The sequence below is a fragment of the Pseudomonas sp. KH_027 genome (genome assembly GCF_057838565.1).
The window spans coordinates 528157-544141 of the sequence record NZ_CM174470.1 but is presented as its reverse complement, the minus strand read 5'-3'; the positions used below and the strand labels follow the sequence as shown (position 1 = coordinate 544141).

13 protein-coding genes are annotated in these 15985 nt (G+C 64.7%); 6 read left to right on the top strand and 7 right to left on the bottom strand.

All coding sequences use genetic code 11. The features are described 5' to 3' along the window. The first annotated feature begins 118 nt into the window (after positions 1 to 118). Positions 119 to 1567, top strand: a complete 1449-nt coding sequence (locus AC3IYG_RS02545) for a TolC family outer membrane protein (protein ID WP_489312155.1) — start codon at positions 119 to 121, stop codon at positions 1565 to 1567. Positions 1568 to 1695: 128 nt separating this feature from the next. Here AC3IYG_RS02545 and waaA read toward each other — a convergent pair whose 3' ends face one another. Then, the gene (waaA, locus tag AC3IYG_RS02540; protein ID WP_489312154.1) at positions 1696 to 2994 is read right to left on the bottom strand and encodes a lipid IV(A) 3-deoxy-D-manno-octulosonic acid transferase; all 1299 of its coding nucleotides are present in this window, start codon (positions 2992 to 2994) and stop codon (positions 1696 to 1698) included. A gap of 70 nt (positions 2995 to 3064) precedes the next feature. Then, on the bottom strand, positions 3065 to 3949 hold the full coding sequence (locus AC3IYG_RS02535) for a LysR family transcriptional regulator (protein WP_489312153.1): 885 nt from the start codon (positions 3947 to 3949) through the stop codon (positions 3065 to 3067). 92 nt (positions 3950 to 4041) lie between these two features. On the opposite strand from AC3IYG_RS02535, the gene AC3IYG_RS02530 reads away from it, so the two are divergent. The 4 genes from AC3IYG_RS02530 to AC3IYG_RS02515 all read left to right on the top strand — a co-directional run bounded on the left by AC3IYG_RS02530 (position 4042) and on the right by AC3IYG_RS02515 (position 7575). Further along, positions 4042 to 4374, top strand: a complete 333-nt coding sequence (locus tag AC3IYG_RS02530) for a DMT family transporter (RefSeq protein WP_489312152.1) — start codon at positions 4042 to 4044, stop codon at positions 4372 to 4374. A gap of 164 nt (positions 4375 to 4538) precedes the next feature. Next, positions 4539 to 5714 carry an FAD-dependent oxidoreductase gene (locus AC3IYG_RS02525; protein WP_489312151.1) on the top strand — a complete coding sequence of 392 codons (1176 nt, stop codon included), beginning with the start codon at positions 4539 to 4541 and terminating at the stop codon, positions 5712 to 5714. Then, positions 5711 to 6520: an aldo/keto reductase gene (locus AC3IYG_RS02520; RefSeq protein WP_489312150.1), complete on the top strand. Its 810-nt coding sequence runs from the start codon at positions 5711 to 5713 to the stop codon at positions 6518 to 6520. Before AC3IYG_RS02525 ends, AC3IYG_RS02520 begins: the two co-directional genes overlap by 4 nt. Positions 6521 to 6561: 41 nt before the next feature. Next, a complete protein-coding gene (locus AC3IYG_RS02515) occupies positions 6562 to 7575 on the top strand; it encodes a metal ABC transporter ATPase (RefSeq protein WP_489312149.1) in 1014 nt (337 codons plus the stop codon). 73 nt (positions 7576 to 7648) lie between these two features. Here AC3IYG_RS02515 and AC3IYG_RS02510 read toward each other — a convergent pair whose 3' ends face one another. From AC3IYG_RS02510 to msbA, 4 genes are all read right to left on the bottom strand, one after another. After that, complete coding sequence (locus tag AC3IYG_RS02510; RefSeq protein WP_489312148.1) at positions 7649 to 8857, bottom strand: acyl-CoA dehydrogenase family protein; 1209 nt, start codon at positions 8855 to 8857, stop codon at positions 7649 to 7651. Between the two features lie 13 nt (positions 8858 to 8870). Further along, positions 8871 to 10160 (bottom strand): acyl-CoA dehydrogenase family protein, encoded by a 1290-nt coding sequence (locus AC3IYG_RS02505; protein ID WP_489312147.1) that lies wholly within the window; start codon positions 10158 to 10160, stop codon positions 8871 to 8873. Positions 10161 to 10383: 223 nt separating this feature from the next. Continuing rightward, positions 10384 to 11808 (bottom strand): bifunctional D-glycero-beta-D-manno-heptose-7-phosphate kinase/D-glycero-beta-D-manno-heptose 1-phosphate adenylyltransferase HldE, encoded by a 1425-nt coding sequence (gene hldE, locus AC3IYG_RS02500; RefSeq protein ID WP_489312146.1) that lies wholly within the window; start codon positions 11806 to 11808, stop codon positions 10384 to 10386. Positions 11809 to 11847: 39 nt separating this feature from the next. Beyond that, complete coding sequence (msbA, locus tag AC3IYG_RS02495; RefSeq protein ID WP_489312145.1) at positions 11848 to 13656, bottom strand: lipid A export permease/ATP-binding protein MsbA; 1809 nt, start codon at positions 13654 to 13656, stop codon at positions 11848 to 11850. A 163-nt stretch (positions 13657 to 13819) separates the two neighbouring features. Here msbA and AC3IYG_RS02490 point away from each other — a divergent pair, with 163 nt between their 5' ends. Continuing rightward, entirely contained in the window at positions 13820 to 14479 is a 660-nt protein-coding gene (locus AC3IYG_RS02490) for a lipopolysaccharide kinase InaA family protein (RefSeq protein ID WP_489312144.1), read from the top strand. 47 nt (positions 14480 to 14526) lie between these two features. On the opposite strand, the gene AC3IYG_RS02485 is transcribed toward AC3IYG_RS02490, so the two are convergent. After that, positions 14527 to 15978, bottom strand: a complete 1452-nt coding sequence (locus AC3IYG_RS02485; protein ID WP_489312143.1) for a hypothetical protein — start codon at positions 15976 to 15978, stop codon at positions 14527 to 14529. Positions 15979 to 15985 lie beyond the last annotated feature (7 nt).

The window sequence follows — 15985 nt, the reverse complement described above, 5'->3', positions numbered from 1 at the left end:
TTGCAAACTACACTCACGCCGCTATCTGCGCGCTTGACCCCCTTGACGGCGCCGCTTAGCCTTGCCCAACACCGCCCCATCACCATCCAACAGGGGCCAAATCATTAGGATGATTAACATGCTGCGCAGACTCTCACTGGCACTCGCTGTGGCCGCCGCTTCCAGTGGACTGGTCCAGGCAGAGGAAGCACCCCTGTCAGCCAAGACTGACCTGGTCAGCGTCTATCAGGAGGCCGTGAACAATAACGCCGATCTGGCGGCCGCCCGCGCCGATTACCAGGCACGCAAGGAAGTGGTACCGCAAGCCCGTTCCGGCCTGCTGCCCAACCTGTCTGCCGGTGCCGACCTGAGCAGTACCCGTACCGAGCTGGATCAACCGGCCAGCACCGCCGACCGCAGCGGTACGGTGTATCAAGCGACTTTGAGCCAGCCAATTTTCCGCGCCGATCGCTGGTTCCAGCTGCAAGCGGCTGAAGCGACCAACGAGCAAGCGGCGCTGGAATTGTCGGCTGTAGAGCAGGATCTGATCCTGCAAAGCGCCGAAACCTACTTCGCGGTGCTGCGCGCGCAGGACACCCTGGCCTCGACCAAAGCCGAGGAAGCGGCCTTCAAGCGCCAACAGGACCAAGCCAACGAGCGCTTCGATGTCGGCCTCTCGGACAAGACCGATGTGCTCGAAGCCCAAGCCGGTTACGACACCGCCCGGGCCAACCGGATTCTCGCGCAGCGCGCGGTGGACGATGCCTTCCAGGCCCTGATCACTCTGACCAACCGCGACTACAACGCCGTTGAAGGGATCAAGCACACCCTGCCAGTGCTGGCGCCGACGCCGAATGATGCCAAAGCCTGGGTCGATACCGCGGCGCAGCAGAACCTCAACCTGCAGGCCAGCAACTATGCGGTCGATGCCGCCGAAGAGACCCTGCGCCAGCGCAAGGCCGGCCATGCGCCGACCCTGGATGCGGTCGCGCAATACCAGCGCGGCGACAACGACAGCCTCGGCTTCAGCAACACCGGCACGGCGCAGCCTGGACAAGAACCCTTCGGTGGCGACGTGGAGCAACGCAGCATCGGCCTGCAGTTGAACATCCCGATCTACAGCGGCGGGCTGACCAGCTCCCAGGTGCGCGAGTCCTATCAGCGCCTGAACCAGACCGAGCAACAGCGCGAAAGCCTGCGCCGGCAGGTCGTCGAGAACACCCGCAACCTGCACCGTGCCGTGAATACCGACGTGGAAACCGTGCAGGCGCGCAAGCAGTCGATCATCTCCAACCAGAGCGCCCTGGAAGCCACGGAAATCGGTTACCAGGTCGGCACGCGCAATATCGTCGACGTGCTCGACGCCCAGCGCCAGCTGTACAGTTCGGTGCGCAACTACAACGACGCGCGGTATGACTACATCCTCGACAACCTGCGCCTGAAACAAGCCGCCGGCACCCTCAGCCCGGCGGACCTGGAAGCCCTGGCACGCTTCCTCAAGGCCGATTACAACCCGGACAAGGACTTCCTGCCGCCGGACCTGGCCAAGGCCGCCGAGACCAACCTGCGCTCCAACCCGGAATACTGAGTCAGCGCGGCGCAAAAGCCCGGCGCAGGGTGGACTCAGGAGCGCAGCGAACAGTCCAGCGCCTGCAATTGCATACCGCTGTGCTCCTGAGCCCTACCGCTGCCGGGCTTCGCTGAGCTCAGCCCAACCTACGACGCAGCAGCGCTGGCGAGCAGACGCCCCAGGCCATCGAGCAAACGCGCCAGCGCGCCCTGGTTACGCTCCAGCACCGCCAAGCCGGCGGCGCGCATGCCGGCGGCCGCCTGCCGGTCGTGCCACAGCGTGGCAACCTGCCGGGCCAGCTGTTCGGCGTCGGCCACCTCGCGCAACGCACCGGCCTCACGCAATTGCGCGGCGATCTCAAGGAAGTTGAACAGGTGCGGCCCAGCCAGTACCGGCTTGCCCAGGGCCGCCGGCTCCAGCAGGTTATGCCCACCATTGGCCACCAGGCTGCCACCGACCAGGGCCACATCGGCCAAGGCATAGAGGAACAGCAGCTCGCCCATGCTGTCGCCCAGCAGTACGGCGGTTTCAGCCGTCACCGGCGCCGCGCTGGAACGGCGCACGGTGCTCAGCCCGGTTTTCCTGCACAGTTCGAACACGCTGTCGAAACGCTCGGGATGGCGCGGCACCAGAATCAGCAGCGCGTCAGGGTCGTTCTGCAGCAACTGTCGATGCGCGGCGAGCACCAGTTCGTCCTCACCGGCATGGGTGCTGGCGGCGATCCACACCGGCCGCGTCGTGGCCTGCCAGTCCGCGCGCAACGCCGCGGCGCGCTGCAACAGCTCGGGGTCGATAGTCAGGTCGAATTTGATCGAACCGGTCACCGTCACGCACTCCGCGCGCGCACCCAACGCCCGGAAGCGCTCGGCCTCGGCCTCGGTCTGCACCGCCAGCCAACTCAGCTGCGCCAACATCGGCGCCGTCAGCCCGGCAAAGCGCGCATAGCCACGGGCCGAGCGCTCGGACAACCGTGCGTTGGCCACTACCACGGGGATCTCGCGCAGCGCGCACTGCCGAATGTGGTTGGGCCACAGCTCGGTTTCCATGATCACCGCCAGCTTCGGCTGCAGCCGATCGAGGAACCGCGCGGCCGCCCACGGCAAGTCATAGGGCAGGTAGCAATGCTGCACCCGCTCGCCAAACTCTTTCTCCGGGAACAGCGCACGAATCCGCTCGGAGCCGGTCGGCGTCATACAGGTCACAGTGATCGGCAGCTGCGGATAGCGCCGCAGCAATTCGCGGATCATCGGCGCGGCGGCAATACTCTCGCCCACCGACACCGCATGCACCCAGATCCCGCCCGTTTTGAATGGCGGCAGATTGCAGGCAAAACGCTCACCGATGCGTTTGGCATAGGCCGGCGCGCTGCGCGCACGCAACGCCAGGCGCACGCCGATCAGCGGCAGGCCGAGATGAAACAGGGCGGTATAGAGGCTTCGATTCATGGGGGCGGAGTTTACTTGGTTCGCCGGGGAGGTGAAGACTCCATGTGCGCACAGACCGGGTGCATTCGGCTCAACCAATCGCCTGCAGGTGCTTGGCAAAACACTCGGCCAGCCAGCGCGCCGCCGGGCCAAGCGCCTCGTCCCGGCGACAGACCAGTTCCACCACCAAAGGCGGCGGCGTCCAGTCGCTGTGCAACTCGACCAGCTGATTCTGGTAGGTCGGATACTGCACCACATGACGCGGCAGCCAGGCCCAACCGAGGTTGCGCATCAACAGTTCGGCCATGACGTAGAAGCTGTCGGTACGCCACACCGCCGGGCTGATCTGTTCACCACCGGGATAGTGGCTGTCCTGCGGCGCCATCAGCAATTGCCGATGCCGCGCCAGGGCATGGCGATCCACGTAGCTCGAACCCGCCAACGGGTGGCCGGCGCCACAGACGGTGACCATCTCGATGGTGCCGAGCCGCTGCCGCTCCAGCGCTTCGGGCATGCGCTCATGGTGAAACAGCAGGCCAAGGTCGGCGCGTCGTTCTAGCAGTTTGCGCGCCACATCGCCCTGGGCGCCGCTGGCCAGTTGCACCTCCAGCAACGGAAACTGCCGGGCCAGCGCCTCCAGGCTGTCGAGCACCGGCTGATAGGGCATGGCTTCGTCCTGGGCCAGCCGCAAGCGCGCCTCTTCACCGCGCACCAGCCCCAGGGCCCGGCCTTCGAGCCGCTCGCACTGGCGCAGAATTTCCCGCGCATCCTCAAGCAACGCCACACCGGCTTCGGTCAAGCGCGGCTGGCGACCGCTGCTGCGTTCGAACAGCAGCATGCCCAAGTCCGCCTCGAGCAACGCAATCGCACTGCTGACCGCCGATTGCGCGCGGTTCAACTGCCGCGCCACGGCCGAGAACGACTGCCGCTCGGCGACGCTGACAAACAACCGGAGCTGATCCAGATTCCACTGCATGGCCGGCAACCCATCTTTTAACCTGATAGGCAATGACTTTATCCCATCGCCCAACAGCTTAGAATCCCCGTCATCACTTAAGGAGCACGACCATGTCCGGCTATCTCTACCTGGGTATCGCCATCGCCGCCGAAGTGGTGGCAACCACCTCGATGAAAGCCATCGACGGCCTGAACAAACCGCTGCCGCTGCTGCTGGTGATCGCCGGCTATGCCATCGCCTTTTGGATGCTGACCATCGTCGTGCGCACCATTCCGGTGGGCGTGGCCTACGCCGTCTGGGCCGGGCTGGGTATCGTGCTGGTGAGCATCGCCGCGGTATTCATCTACGGGCAGAAGCTCGACCTGCCGGCCATCCTCGGCATGGCCCTGATCGTCGTCGGCGTGGTGGTGATCCAATTGTTTTCCGCCAGTACCGGCCACTAGTCGATCGCTCACCAATACGGTATCCGTAGGCGCGGGCCATGCCCGCGATGCGTGAAAAGGCCTTCGCGGGCATGGCCCGCGCCTACGAAAAGCTCACCTTACATAGCTAGGCCCGACCACGGGTTATACTGCCGGCCAGTTTTCCGACCAAGGCAGCTCGCTCCATGTCCCAGGCCCTTTCCACTGACGTGCTGATTGTCGGCGGCGGCATCGCCGGCCTCTGGCTCAACGCCCGGCTACGCCGCCAAGGCTTCGCCACCCTGCTGGTGGAAACCGCCAGCCTCGGCGGCGGGCAAAGCGTCAAGTCGCAAGGGATCATCCATGGCGGTGCCAAATACGCCCTGCATGGCGCGTTGACCGGCGCCTCGGAGGCCATCGCCGACATGCCGCGGCGTTGGCGCGAAGCCCTGGCCGGTAGCGGCGAAGTGGACCTGACCGGCGTGCGCCTGCTCTCCGACGCGCATTACCTGTGGTCGCCCGGCACCCTCGCCGGCAACCTGACCAGCTTCTTCGCCAGCAAAGCGGTGCGCACCCGCGTCGATCAGGTCAAGGGCGCCGACCTTCCGGCCGCCCTGCAACACCCGCAATTCAAGGGCAAGGTCTATCGCCTGAGCGAGCTGGTACTCGACGTGCCGAGCCTGATCGCGCGGCTGGCCGAACTGACCGCCGACAGCCTGCTGGGCGCCGAGCAGGTTGCGCCGCTGCACGACAATGGCGCGCTGGTCGGCCTGAAAGTCGACGGTCGCGAGATCCGCGCAAAACGCATCGTGCTCAGCGCCGGCGCCGGCAATGCCGCCCTGCTCGGCGCCCTCGGCCTGGCGCACCCGGCCATGCAACGCCGCCCGCTGCACATGGTGCTGGTCAAGGCGCCGAGCCTGAAACCGCTGTACGCCCACTGCCTCGGCGGCGGGCCGAAACCGCGCATCACCGTTACCAGCCACCCGGCGGCCGATGGCCAGTGGGTCTGGTACCTGGGTGGCGACCTGGCCGAAGCCGACGGCGTGGCCCGCAATGAAGGCGCACAGATCGCCGCGGCACAAAAGGAACTGGGCAATCTGCTGCCCTGGGTCGACTTCAGCCAGGCGCGCTGGGCCACCCTGCGGGTCGACCGCGCCGAACCGGCGCAATCCGGGCTGGTGCGCCCGGACAATGCCTTCCTCGCCGAACAGGACATCCTGCTGATCGGCTGGCCGACCAAGCTGGCGCTGGCACCGGACTTCGCCGACCGGGTACTGGCCGCGCTGGCCCGCGACGGCATCCAGCCCGGCGAGCACGCGGCGCTGCCAGCATTGCCGCGCCCGCCAATCGCACCCGCGGTCTGGGAGGCCCTACTGCCATGAACAGCCTGCACGACCTGCACCGCCCGCTGGGTAGCACCGGCCTGCTGGTCTCGCCGCTCGGCCTGGGCACGGTCAAGCTCGGCCGCGATCAGGGGGTGAAGTACCCCAATGGCTTTACCATCCCCGATGACTTCGCCGCCCGGCAACTGCTGAACCTGGCGCGCGAGCTGGGCATCAACCTGATCGACACCGCGCCGGCCTATGGCAACAGCGAAGAACGTCTCGGCCCCCTGCTACGCGGGCAGCGCGAGGATTGGGTGATCGTCAGCAAGGTCGGTGAAGAGTTCGAGAACGGCCTGTCGCACTTCGACTTCTCCGCCGAACACACGCGTTTCTCCGTCGAACGCAGCCTGACGCGCCTGCAAACCGAGATCATCGACCTGGTGCTGGTGCACTCGGATGGCAACGACCTGACGCTGCTGCGTGACGGCGGCGCGTACGAGACGCTCGCCGAGTTGAAACGCGAAGGCAAGATCCGCGGCTTCGGCCTCTCCGGCAAAACCGTCGAAGGCGGCCTGCTGGCGCTGGAACAGGGCGACTGCGCGATGGTCACCTACAACCTCAACGAACAAAGCGAGCGCCCGGTGCTGGATTACGCCGCCAGCCATGGCAAAGGCATCCTGCTGAAAAAGGCCCTGGCCAGCGGCCACCTTTGCCTGCTGCCCGACGTCGACCCGGTGCGCGCCAGCTTCGAGCTGATCTTCGCCCACCCCGCGGTCAGCTGTGCGATAGTCGGGACCATCAACCCGCTGCATCTGACCCATAATGTCTCGACCGCCGCCAGCGTGATTCGAGCACTGCCCTAACGTCGCAGCCGCGGCCGACCCCGACGCAAGAAGGAGCCGAGATGCCGCGCATCCTCACCCGCAAGGACCCGAGCAACTTCCAGACCCAGGCACTGGCCGTCGACGCCACGGCCAGCAGCCTGAGCTACCAGGGCCTCGGCCGGCCGCTGAATTTCTGCCAGGTGCTCGAACGCCGCCAGCCGCTGAGCATCGGCAACAGCGAGTGCTTCAGCGCGGAGTTGGCCAACCTCGGGGTTTCCGTGCGCCTGACCCTCAGCTGGCAAGGCCGCGATTACTGGGTGCTGGTGCGGCAGCGGCGCCAGGATCGCGGCGACGTGGTGCTGAAACTGATCTCCGGCTACGTGCCGGGCCATGAGCTGAACCTGCCCTTGCTCACCGCGATTCAGGAAGTCGCCGAAGAATGCCTGCTGGAAACGCCGGAAGGCTGGCTCGGCGGACGCTTTGGCGACACCTGGCTGCCAACCCCCTATCAGGGTCCGCTACGCTACCGCGAGGCCACCAGCTTCAGCCTCGGCCCGCTGTCCGGCGCCGCCCGCCCGGTACGCTGCGGCAACATGACCCTGCTCGAACGGCCACGGGCCTATGTCCATCTGCCTACTGCGTCCCTGCAGCTGGTCTACGACCTGCGCCTGGAACTGCCGAAAGAGACCAGGCAGCTCAGCCTGTTCCATGTCGACGAGTGCCTGGAAAACGGGCAACTGGTCGCCCGCCTCAATCGTCGCCGCCAGGACCTGTACCTGATTCCGCTGGAGCACGGCCGGCCCTGCGCCAGGCTGCTGACCCTGAAACAGGGCATCCTGCACCCCGCCAGCAGCCGCGGCTGCTGGCTGGCGGAAAGCTTCGCACCGCAAGAAGGCTGGCTGGTGCGCGAGGAGCGGATTCGCTGGAAGGACTGGCTGACGCAACAGCACCTCACTCAACCGGCCGCAAAAAGGCCCCCGTCGCAGGCTGTGCTGAAACGTAACGAGCGAAGATCCGGCAAGGCAAAACCAGGCACAGAAGTACAATTCGCCGGCTGTAATGAGCGCTCTGAGCCTGTTTTCAACACCCTATAGCGCGCAAAGTCGCCATAGCTCCCACACAGCCAGGCAGCGTCTGGCTGTGTGGCTTGCCGGTGAGCGAAGCCCGCTATTTCAGTTCGCTGGAGCTTTTACCCAGCAGGCGCCGGGCGACGATCAGCAGCTGGATCTGCTGGGTGCCCTCGAAGATGTCAAGGATCTTCGAGTCCCGCGCCCACTTCTCCAGCAGTTCGTCCTCGGCATACCCCAGGGCGCCGGCCAACTCCACGCACTTGAGCGTAACTTCATTGGCCACCCGGCCGGCCTTGGCTTTGGCAATCGACGCCTCTTTCGAGTTGGGCAGTTTGTTATCGGCCATCCACGCCGCCTTCAAGGTCAGCAGGCGTGCGGCTTCCCACTCGGCCTCCAAGCGATAGAGCGTCGCTTCGGCATGACTGGCATGGAACAGCGGCTTGCTGTAATCCAACGTGCAGGCTTTGCTCAGCAGCTCACGGGTGCGGTCCAGTGCCGCCTTGGCCACCCCGACCGCCATCCCGGCCACCAGCGGGCGGGTGTTGTCGAAGGTTTCCATGACCCCGGCAAAGCCTTTCTGCACATCGATTTCCGGGTTGCCCAGCAAGTTGGCGGCCGGCACGCGGCAGTCGCTGAAACTGATCGAGGCGGTGTCGGAAGCCTTGATCCCGAGCTTCTTCTCCAGCCGGGTCACCGTCATCCCAGGCGTATCATGCTCGACCACGAAGGACTTGATCGCCGCGCGCCCCAGGCCTTTGTCCAGGGTTGCCCAGACCACCACCGCATCGGCGCGCTCGCCCGAGGTGACGAAAATCTTCTCGCCGTTGAGGACGTAGTGCTCGCCCTCCTTGCGCGCCGTGGTACGGATCGCCGCCGAGTCGGAGCCACAGCCCGGCTCGGTGATGGCCATTGCCGCCCAGGTGCCGCCGAAGCGGGCGAGCTGCTCGTCATTGGCCACCGCGGCGATCGCCGCATTGCCCAGGCCCTGGCGCGGCATGGCCAGCAGCAGGCCGACATCGCCCCAGCACAACTCGATCACCCCCAGGCAAGCCGAGAGGTTGCCACCGTTCCTGATCCCGCTTTCCAGCGACGCCGCCGCGCCGCGCTTGCTCGCCGAGGTCGCGCCGATTGCATCCGGCGAGCCGGCGTTCATGCCATCGAGCAGCGCCGCGAGCAGATCCAGCTCTTTCGGGTAGGCATGCTCGGCCTTGTCATACTTGCGCGAGATCGGCCGGAAATAATGGGCCGCCACCTGATGCGCCTGCGTGACCAGGCCGGTGAATTTCTTCGGGGTTTCCAGGTTCATCCGTATCGTCCCCTTAAAGCTGCAGGCCGCCGGCCATCAGGCCCACGGCGCGTAAATCGCGGTACCAGCGCTCGGCTGGATGCTCTTTGGTAAAACCATGGCCGCCGAGCAGTTGCACGGCATCGGTGCCGATCTTCATCGCCTTCTCGGCGCACAACAGCCGCGCCAGGTAGGCTTCGCGATGAAAGGACAGGCCCTGCTCGGCGCGGGCGCAGGCACGCCAGACCATCAGGCGCATGGCATCCAGTTCGACGGCGATATCCGCGACCATGAAGGCCACGCCCTGGCGATGGCTGATCGGCTCGCCAAAGGCCAACCGCTCGTTGCAGTAGCCGACCACATAATCCAGCGCCGCCTGCGCCGTGCCCACGGCCAGAGCGCACCAGCCCAGGACGGCGTGGTCGAGGAAACTCTGGTAATCGAAATGCTCGGCCGCCAGCCGCTGTTCCAGCGCGACTTTGACGTTCTTCAACTCAAGCCGTGCAGTGGCGCCGGCCTTCAGCCCCATGGCGGGCTGCGGCTGCCGCAACAACCCCTTGGCGCCAGCTTCGACGATGAACAAGGCGGGACCGTCCTCGGCCTGCGCGGCAACGATCAGCTGGCTGGCATCCAGCCCGCGCAGCACCAGGCACTTCTCCCCGGACAGGCGATAGTGCTTGCCCTTGCGCTTGGCCCGCGTGTTCAGACGCAGCGGGTCGAACAGCGCGCTCGGCTCATTTACCGCAAGCGCCATGAGCGGCGCCGCATCCTCGCCGACGAACGCCGGCAACCAGCGCGCCTGCTGCTCGGGCGAGCCCCAGCGACGGATGCAGTTGGCGGCGGACAGCGGTACCAGCAGAGCCGCCGCCAGGGACAGGTCGCCCCTGGCCAGCGCCTCGGCGATCAGCGCATTGCTGACCGTGGTGCGCTCGCCGACCATGCCGCCATGCACTGCGCCAACGCCATAGTGGGTCAGGCCCAGCTCATGCGCCTGGTTGAGCAACTCGGCGGACAGCGCCGCGTTGGCGTCGGCGTCATGGGCCGCCGGGCGCAGCACTTCACTGGCAAAGCTTTCCAGCATCTGCACCAGCATGTGTTGTTCGTCGGACAACGACAGATCGAACAGCGCATCGGGGTCGACCGGGCGCGGATCGCGAGCATTCTTCAACGCACGCGCGGCGGCCAGGCGAAAGCTGGCACGACTGCCGCGATAGATGAGTTTCTCGAAAGGCTTGCGCAGCTTCAGGCGATCCGGCCAATCGGCCTGGGCCATGCGATTCAGAAGGGCCAGGGCGCGGCCTTGGACATCGGCGTTCATGGGCATCTTTCCATTCAGGATGAAGATGCCCAGAGCATGCGCGCGGGAACCGCTAGCGGCTATGACCGCCCCGCCGGCAGCGACTGGCAAGTCAGCCAGTCGTAATCGCAGGGTGGGTTAGCCGCTCGGCGGCGTAACCTACCGCAGCATTGCCGGCAACACTAAGATGCAGCGCCTGACGCCATGCGGGCGCCCGATGGGACGGGCGGCGGATTACGCCGCCCTGCGGCTAATCCGCCCTACGGATCTTCTCGACGATGGCCGTGGTCGAGCTGTTTTCCACCAGACCGAGCACCCGCACTTCGCCGCCGTAGGCGGTGACGATATCGGCGCCGACCACCTGTTCGATGCCATAGTCACCGCCCTTGACCAGCACGTCGGGCTTGACCGCGCGCAGCAGGTTTTCCGGGGTGTCCTCGCCGAAGCTCACCACCCAGTCCACCGCGCCCAGGCCGGCCAGCACCGCCATACGCCGGTCGACCGAGTTGATCGGCCGGCCAGGGCCTTTCAAGCGAGCGACCGAGGCATCGTCATTGACCGCCAGCACCAGGCGATCGCCCTGGGCCCGGGCCTGTTCCAAATAGGTCACATGACCGGCATGCAGGATGTCGAAGCAGCCGTTGGTGAAGACGATCTTCTCACCGTGGGCCCGGGCATCTTCAATGCTGGTCAGCAGTTGCTCGAGGCTCAGCACACCGCGTTCGGAACCCTGCTCGCGCTGCACCGCACGGCGCAGTTCGGGGGCGCTGATGGCCGCCGTACCGAGCTTGCCGACCACGATGCCGGCAGCCAGGTTGGCCAGGGCCACGGCCTGCGGCAGTTCTTCGCCCGCGGCGATGGACGCCGCCAGGGTGGAAATCACCGTATCACCGGCACCGGTGACATCGAACACTTCCCGCGCCCGCGCCGGCAGGTGCAGTGCCGGATGCCCGGGACGCAGCAGGGTCATGCCGTGCTCGCCACGGGTCACCAGCAACGCGCCGAGCTCAAGCTCGCGCATCAGCTCGGCGCCCTTGGCCACCAGCTCAGCCTCATCGGCACAGCGGCCGACGATGGTTTCGAATTCGTTCAAATTGGGGGTGATCAGGCTTGCGCCACGGTAGATGGCGAAATCCTTGCCCTTGGGGTCGGCCAGCACCGGAATATTGCGACTGCGGGCGGCCTGGATCAGTTCCTGGTGATTCTGCAGGGCGCCCTTGCCGTAGTCCGACAGCACCAGCACCTTAACGCCTTCCAGCAGGCTTTCGACCATGGCCGTCAGTGCGACCGTGTCCGTGGCGAACAGCTCTTCGAAGTCCATCCGCAGCAGCTGCTGATGCCGGCTCATGACCCGCAGCTTGACGATGGTCGGTTGCGTGGCGATGCGCTGAAAGTGCGCATCCACGCCGGCCGCGCTCAGTCGCTCGGCCAGGCTGTCAGCCGCCTCGTCCTCCCCCGTCACCCCGACCAGACGCGCCGGCGCACCGAGCGCGGCGATGTTCAACGCCACGTTGGCGGCACCGCCCGGACGATCCTCGATCTGCTCGACCTTGACCACCGGCACCGGCGCCTCCGGAGAAATCCGCGAGGTGCCGCCATGCCAATAACGGTCGAGCATCACATCACCGACCACCAATACGGGGGCCTGGTCGAAACGGGGCATGGACAACTTCATGGGGATCTCCGGAGCCTCAAGTGGCGGGCAGGTAGTTTATCAGGCGATCCCCACCGGCGCGCCTTCATCCAGCCCCATGGCGTGCAGGCGCGCATAAAAACCGTTCTGCGCCAGCAGGTTGGCATGGGTGCCACGCTCGACGATCTGCCCCTGGTCCATCACCAGAATCAGGTCGGCTTTTTCGATGGTCGACAGGCGGTGCGCGATGACCAGCGTGGTCCGCCCCTTCATGACCCGATCCAGAGCCGCCTGGATATGCCGCTCGGACTCGGTGTCGAGGGCCGAAGTCGCCTCATCCAGCACCAGAATCGGCGCATCCTTCAACAAAGCCCGGGCAATCGCCAGCCGCTGGCGCTGCCCGCCCGAGAGCAGCACGCCGTTCTCGCCGACCTCGGTATCCAGGCCCTGCGGCAGTTTGTCGATGAATTCCTTGGCATAGGCGGCTTCGACGGCCTGCTCGATCGCCTCGCGCGGAGCGCCGGCCAGGTCACCGTAGGCGATGTTGTTGGCCACACTGTCGTTGAACAGGGTGACTTGCTGGGTAACCAGCGCGATATGCCGGCGCAGGTTGCGCAGTTTGTAGTCTTCTACGTCGATACCGTCGAGCAGGATTTGCCCCTGCTCATGGTGATAGAAACGCGGAATCAAGCTGGCCAAGGTCGACTTGCCGCTGCCGGAGCGACCGACCAGAGCGATCATCTGCCCGGGCTCGGCACTGAAACTGATGTCGTGGAGCACCGGCTTCTCGCTGCCCGGGTACTGGAAGCTCAGGTTACGCACCTCCAGACGCCCGCTGACCTGCTCTCGCTCGACGCTGCCATGATCGACCTCGGGGACTTCGTCGAGTTGTTCGAAAATGCTTTCGGCGCCGGCCACGCCTTTCTGGATCGTCGAACTGACTTCGGAAAGCTGACGAATCGGCTTGGGCAACAGACCCGCAGCCGTGATGTAAGCCACCAGATCGCCCGCCGTGGCATCGCCACGCAAGAGCAGTACGAGGAACAGCAACACCGCCATGGCAATGTAAATCACCAGCTGCAGCATCGGCGTATAGACCGCACCGGTCTTGGTCATGCGCAATTGCTTTTCGGTATTGTCCGCGCTGGCCAAGGCAAAACGCTTGGCCTCATAAGGCTCGCCGCCAAAGCTGCGCACCACCCGATAGCCCTGGATGGTTTCAGACGCGACATGGGTGACATCACCCATGGCCACCTGGATCTTCTTGCTCTGCTTGCGAAACTTCTTGCTGGCGCTGCCCACCATCAGCGCAATCACCGGCAGGATGGCGAGCATCACCAAGGTCAGCTTCCAGTTCATCCACAGCAGGTAGGCGAACAGGAAAATCACCGTCAACCCCTCGCGGATCACCACCTTGATCGCATCGGTTGCCGCGCCGGTGACCATGGTGACGTTGAAAGTGATACGGGAAATCAGGTGCCCGGAGTTGTGATTGTCGAAATAGCGATTGGGCAGCACCAGCAGGCTGTTGAACAGCGCGATGCGCATATCGTGCACCAGGCCGAGCGAGACCTTGGCCAGAAAGTAGTTGCCGAGGTAGGAGCCGAGCCCCTGCCAAACCGCGATCAACACGATGAGCAGCGGCACCATCTGCAGCATCGGCAAATCGCGCAGCAGCGGCAGATTCGGGAACAGCACCGCACTGGGATTGGACAGGCCATCGACGAAATACTTGAGGATTCCCGCCAGCATCGGCTGGGTCGAGGCGAAGATGATATAACCGAGAATACTGATCAGGAACATGCCGGCATAGGGCCGGACATAACCCAACAGACGCAGGTAGATCTTCAGGCTCGAGGTCTGGGAAGTACTTGGGTGCTGGTCGGTCATGCGCTCACGCTTGGGCTTGGGCAAAAAGGTCCAAGAGCTTAGCACAGCGGCGGCTGCCTCTTGCCGGCGTATGCATTAAGATGCCCGCCCAGCAAGGAGCGTAACGGAGCCATCCGGACGTGCAGCCAGCGCCACGCCCCCAACCCATGCCAAGAGTCCGCCGATGAGACCGTTTGACGAGACAGAACTCAACGCACTGTTGAAAGACGCGCAAACCATTGAAGAGGATGGTTATGGCCTGAAGGTCGCACGCCTCGGCAACGGCGACTTCCTCAAGCTGTTCCGCCGCAAGCGTCTGCTTTCCTCAGCGCTCTGGTCACCTCCGGCGCAGCGCTTCGCCGACAATGCAAGACGCCTTCTCCGGCTCGGCATTGCGGCGCCAGCCATCATCGAAACTTTTCGGGTTCCCAGCCGCCGGCTGAACGGCGTGCGCTACCAGCCACTACCCGGCCTGACGCTGCGCAACCATTGGCGCACGCTGGAGCCGGCACAACGCGAAACCGAGGTCGAACGCTTCGGACTCTTCCTCGGCCAACTGCATCAGCAAGGCATCTATTTCCGTTCCCTGCATCTGGGCAACGTACTGCTGCTCCCCGAGGGCCAGTTCGGTCTGATAGACCTGTCGGACATGAAGATCGCAAACCGCCCCCTCGCCCCCTGGAAGCGCCAGCGCAACCTGCTGCACATCCTGCGCTACGAGGAAGATGTGCAGTGGCTGACTGGGCCGCATCGCACGGCGCTGCTCAAGGGCTATGCGCAGAGCAGTGGCAAACGCCATGCTCTGCGCTTGGCGCAGAACATCGAGCGCCTGCATCCGAGCTGAAGTACTCCGCCAGGGCTTGCCGCCCCTGCACCGACCCGCCCCTGGAGTCACTCACCGATTACCAACACGGTTGCGCCCTTGGCATTGGCGAACTCGGCCAAAATCTGTCGGTGATGCCGTTGCAACCATTGCTGCAGCCATGGCTCGTCGGCCTTGACCTCGATCAGGTAGTAACGATAGCCGTTGACACGAGCATCGCTCATTGCCTCTTCACGCGTCAGCGTCGGAGGTTGATAGCCCCAGCCAGCGTAATAGCGGATGCGCGGGTCATCGTAATAGATCGCCTCGGTTGGTTGGACATGCTGCGCCAGCCAGTGCCCCGCCTCGATGTAGTGGACTTTCTTCGCCGACAAGGAAATCACGTTGGCGAGCATGACCAGCAGCGCCACCACCACCAGACCCCGTATCCCTCTGGGGAAACGGCGGGCAAGCGCGACCAGAGCGATTACAACCAGGGGCACCGCCAACAGGTCGAGAAAGCTGGTGTAGCGGGCGTTGATGAACTGCTGCTGAATGTAGAAGAACATCAGCACCGCGAAGTAGCAGAGCCAGGCCCAGGCGAACACGCGGAAGGACTTGAGGTAGGTACGGATCGCCGCCCAGCCTTCACGGAAGAGGAAGGGCACGCTGAACGGCCCGAGCAGCTTCACGAACATCAGCAGCAGCGTCGCCAGAAAACCGAAGAACAAAATTTTTCCGGCATCGTCCGCCGAGTATTTCCGCAGCAGGGTCGCGCCGAAACGCTCCGATACCGAGCTGAAGGTGGCGAACAGCGAGCGTGGATCGATTAGATTCAGGTATTGCCCAATGCGCCCGAGCGGCCATTGATCAAAGCTCAACAGCAGCCCGCCCGCCAGCACGGCAACCAGCAACGGCAGCGCGACCAGTTGCGCCATCCGCCCCCAGCCTGCCCGAGTAGTCAAACCGCTCGCCTGCCAGAACACCAGTGCCGGAATCAGCAATACCGCTTCCAGGCGAAACAGCGCAGCCAGCAGCACCGATAGCTGGATAAGGGTCGCGTGTGCCCAGCCACCTCGTTCTTCCCAACGCAAAGCAAGCCAGAGCGCCAAGATGCAGAAAAACCAGAAGCCGAATTCGCGCAGAATATCGCCGCGGAACTCATTGAAGGCGGGCATGGCCAATACCACCAGACAAGCCCAGTAACCACTGCCGGGAAGGCGTCGGGAAATACCGTCGACCAGCAGCGCACAGGTTCCGGCCATGAAGAACGCGCACCACAGATAGGCTGCTGTCTCCAGCGGGAGACCCGTAAAGGCGTGTATGGCGCCCAGCAAAATGGAGAACCAGGGCCAATCGAACCGTGAGAGGGTGTCGGCCAGACCGTGTTCGATAAAGTGCTGCGCCAGCGCCAAGTAGAAGGCCGCATCCTTGGCGACGGTGCCTGAATTGGCCACCGCGACCCAGGAGAGCAACAGGCTGCCCAGGAAAGCCCACTGCGGCGCCGACAAACGTTTCAATTGAAGAGCGATTCCTTGCATGACCTCT

Excerpts from the sequence above, each read along its gene's own strand:
- AC3IYG_RS02535 (WP_489312153.1), bottom strand. The coding sequence starts at position 3,949 with ATGCAGTGGAATCTGGATCAGCTCCGGTTGTTTGTCAGCGTCGCCGAG.
- msbA (WP_489312145.1), bottom strand. The coding sequence starts at position 13,656 with ATGACCGACCAGCACCCAAGTACTTCCCAGACCTCGAGCCTGAAGATC.
- AC3IYG_RS02545 (WP_489312155.1), top strand. The coding sequence starts at position 119 with ATGCTGCGCAGACTCTCACTGGCACTCGCTGTGGCCGCCGCTTCCAGT.
- AC3IYG_RS02530 (WP_489312152.1), top strand. The coding sequence starts at position 4,042 with ATGTCCGGCTATCTCTACCTGGGTATCGCCATCGCCGCCGAAGTGGTG.
- AC3IYG_RS02510 (WP_489312148.1), bottom strand. The coding sequence starts at position 8,857 with ATGAACCTGGAAACCCCGAAGAAATTCACCGGCCTGGTCACGCAGGCG.
- AC3IYG_RS02505 (WP_489312147.1), bottom strand. The coding sequence starts at position 10,160 with ATGCCCATGAACGCCGATGTCCAAGGCCGCGCCCTGGCCCTTCTGAAT.
- AC3IYG_RS02490 (WP_489312144.1), top strand. The coding sequence starts at position 13,820 with ATGAGACCGTTTGACGAGACAGAACTCAACGCACTGTTGAAAGACGCG.
- hldE (WP_489312146.1), bottom strand. The coding sequence starts at position 11,808 with ATGAAGTTGTCCATGCCCCGTTTCGACCAGGCCCCCGTATTGGTGGTC.
- waaA (WP_489312154.1), bottom strand. The coding sequence starts at position 2,994 with ATGAATCGAAGCCTCTATACCGCCCTGTTTCATCTCGGCCTGCCGCTG.
- AC3IYG_RS02515 (WP_489312149.1), top strand. The coding sequence starts at position 6,562 with ATGCCGCGCATCCTCACCCGCAAGGACCCGAGCAACTTCCAGACCCAG.
- AC3IYG_RS02520 (WP_489312150.1), top strand. The coding sequence starts at position 5,711 with ATGAACAGCCTGCACGACCTGCACCGCCCGCTGGGTAGCACCGGCCTG.
- AC3IYG_RS02525 (WP_489312151.1), top strand. The coding sequence starts at position 4,539 with ATGTCCCAGGCCCTTTCCACTGACGTGCTGATTGTCGGCGGCGGCATC.
- AC3IYG_RS02485 (WP_489312143.1), bottom strand. The coding sequence starts at position 15,978 with ATGCAAGGAATCGCTCTTCAATTGAAACGTTTGTCGGCGCCGCAGTGG.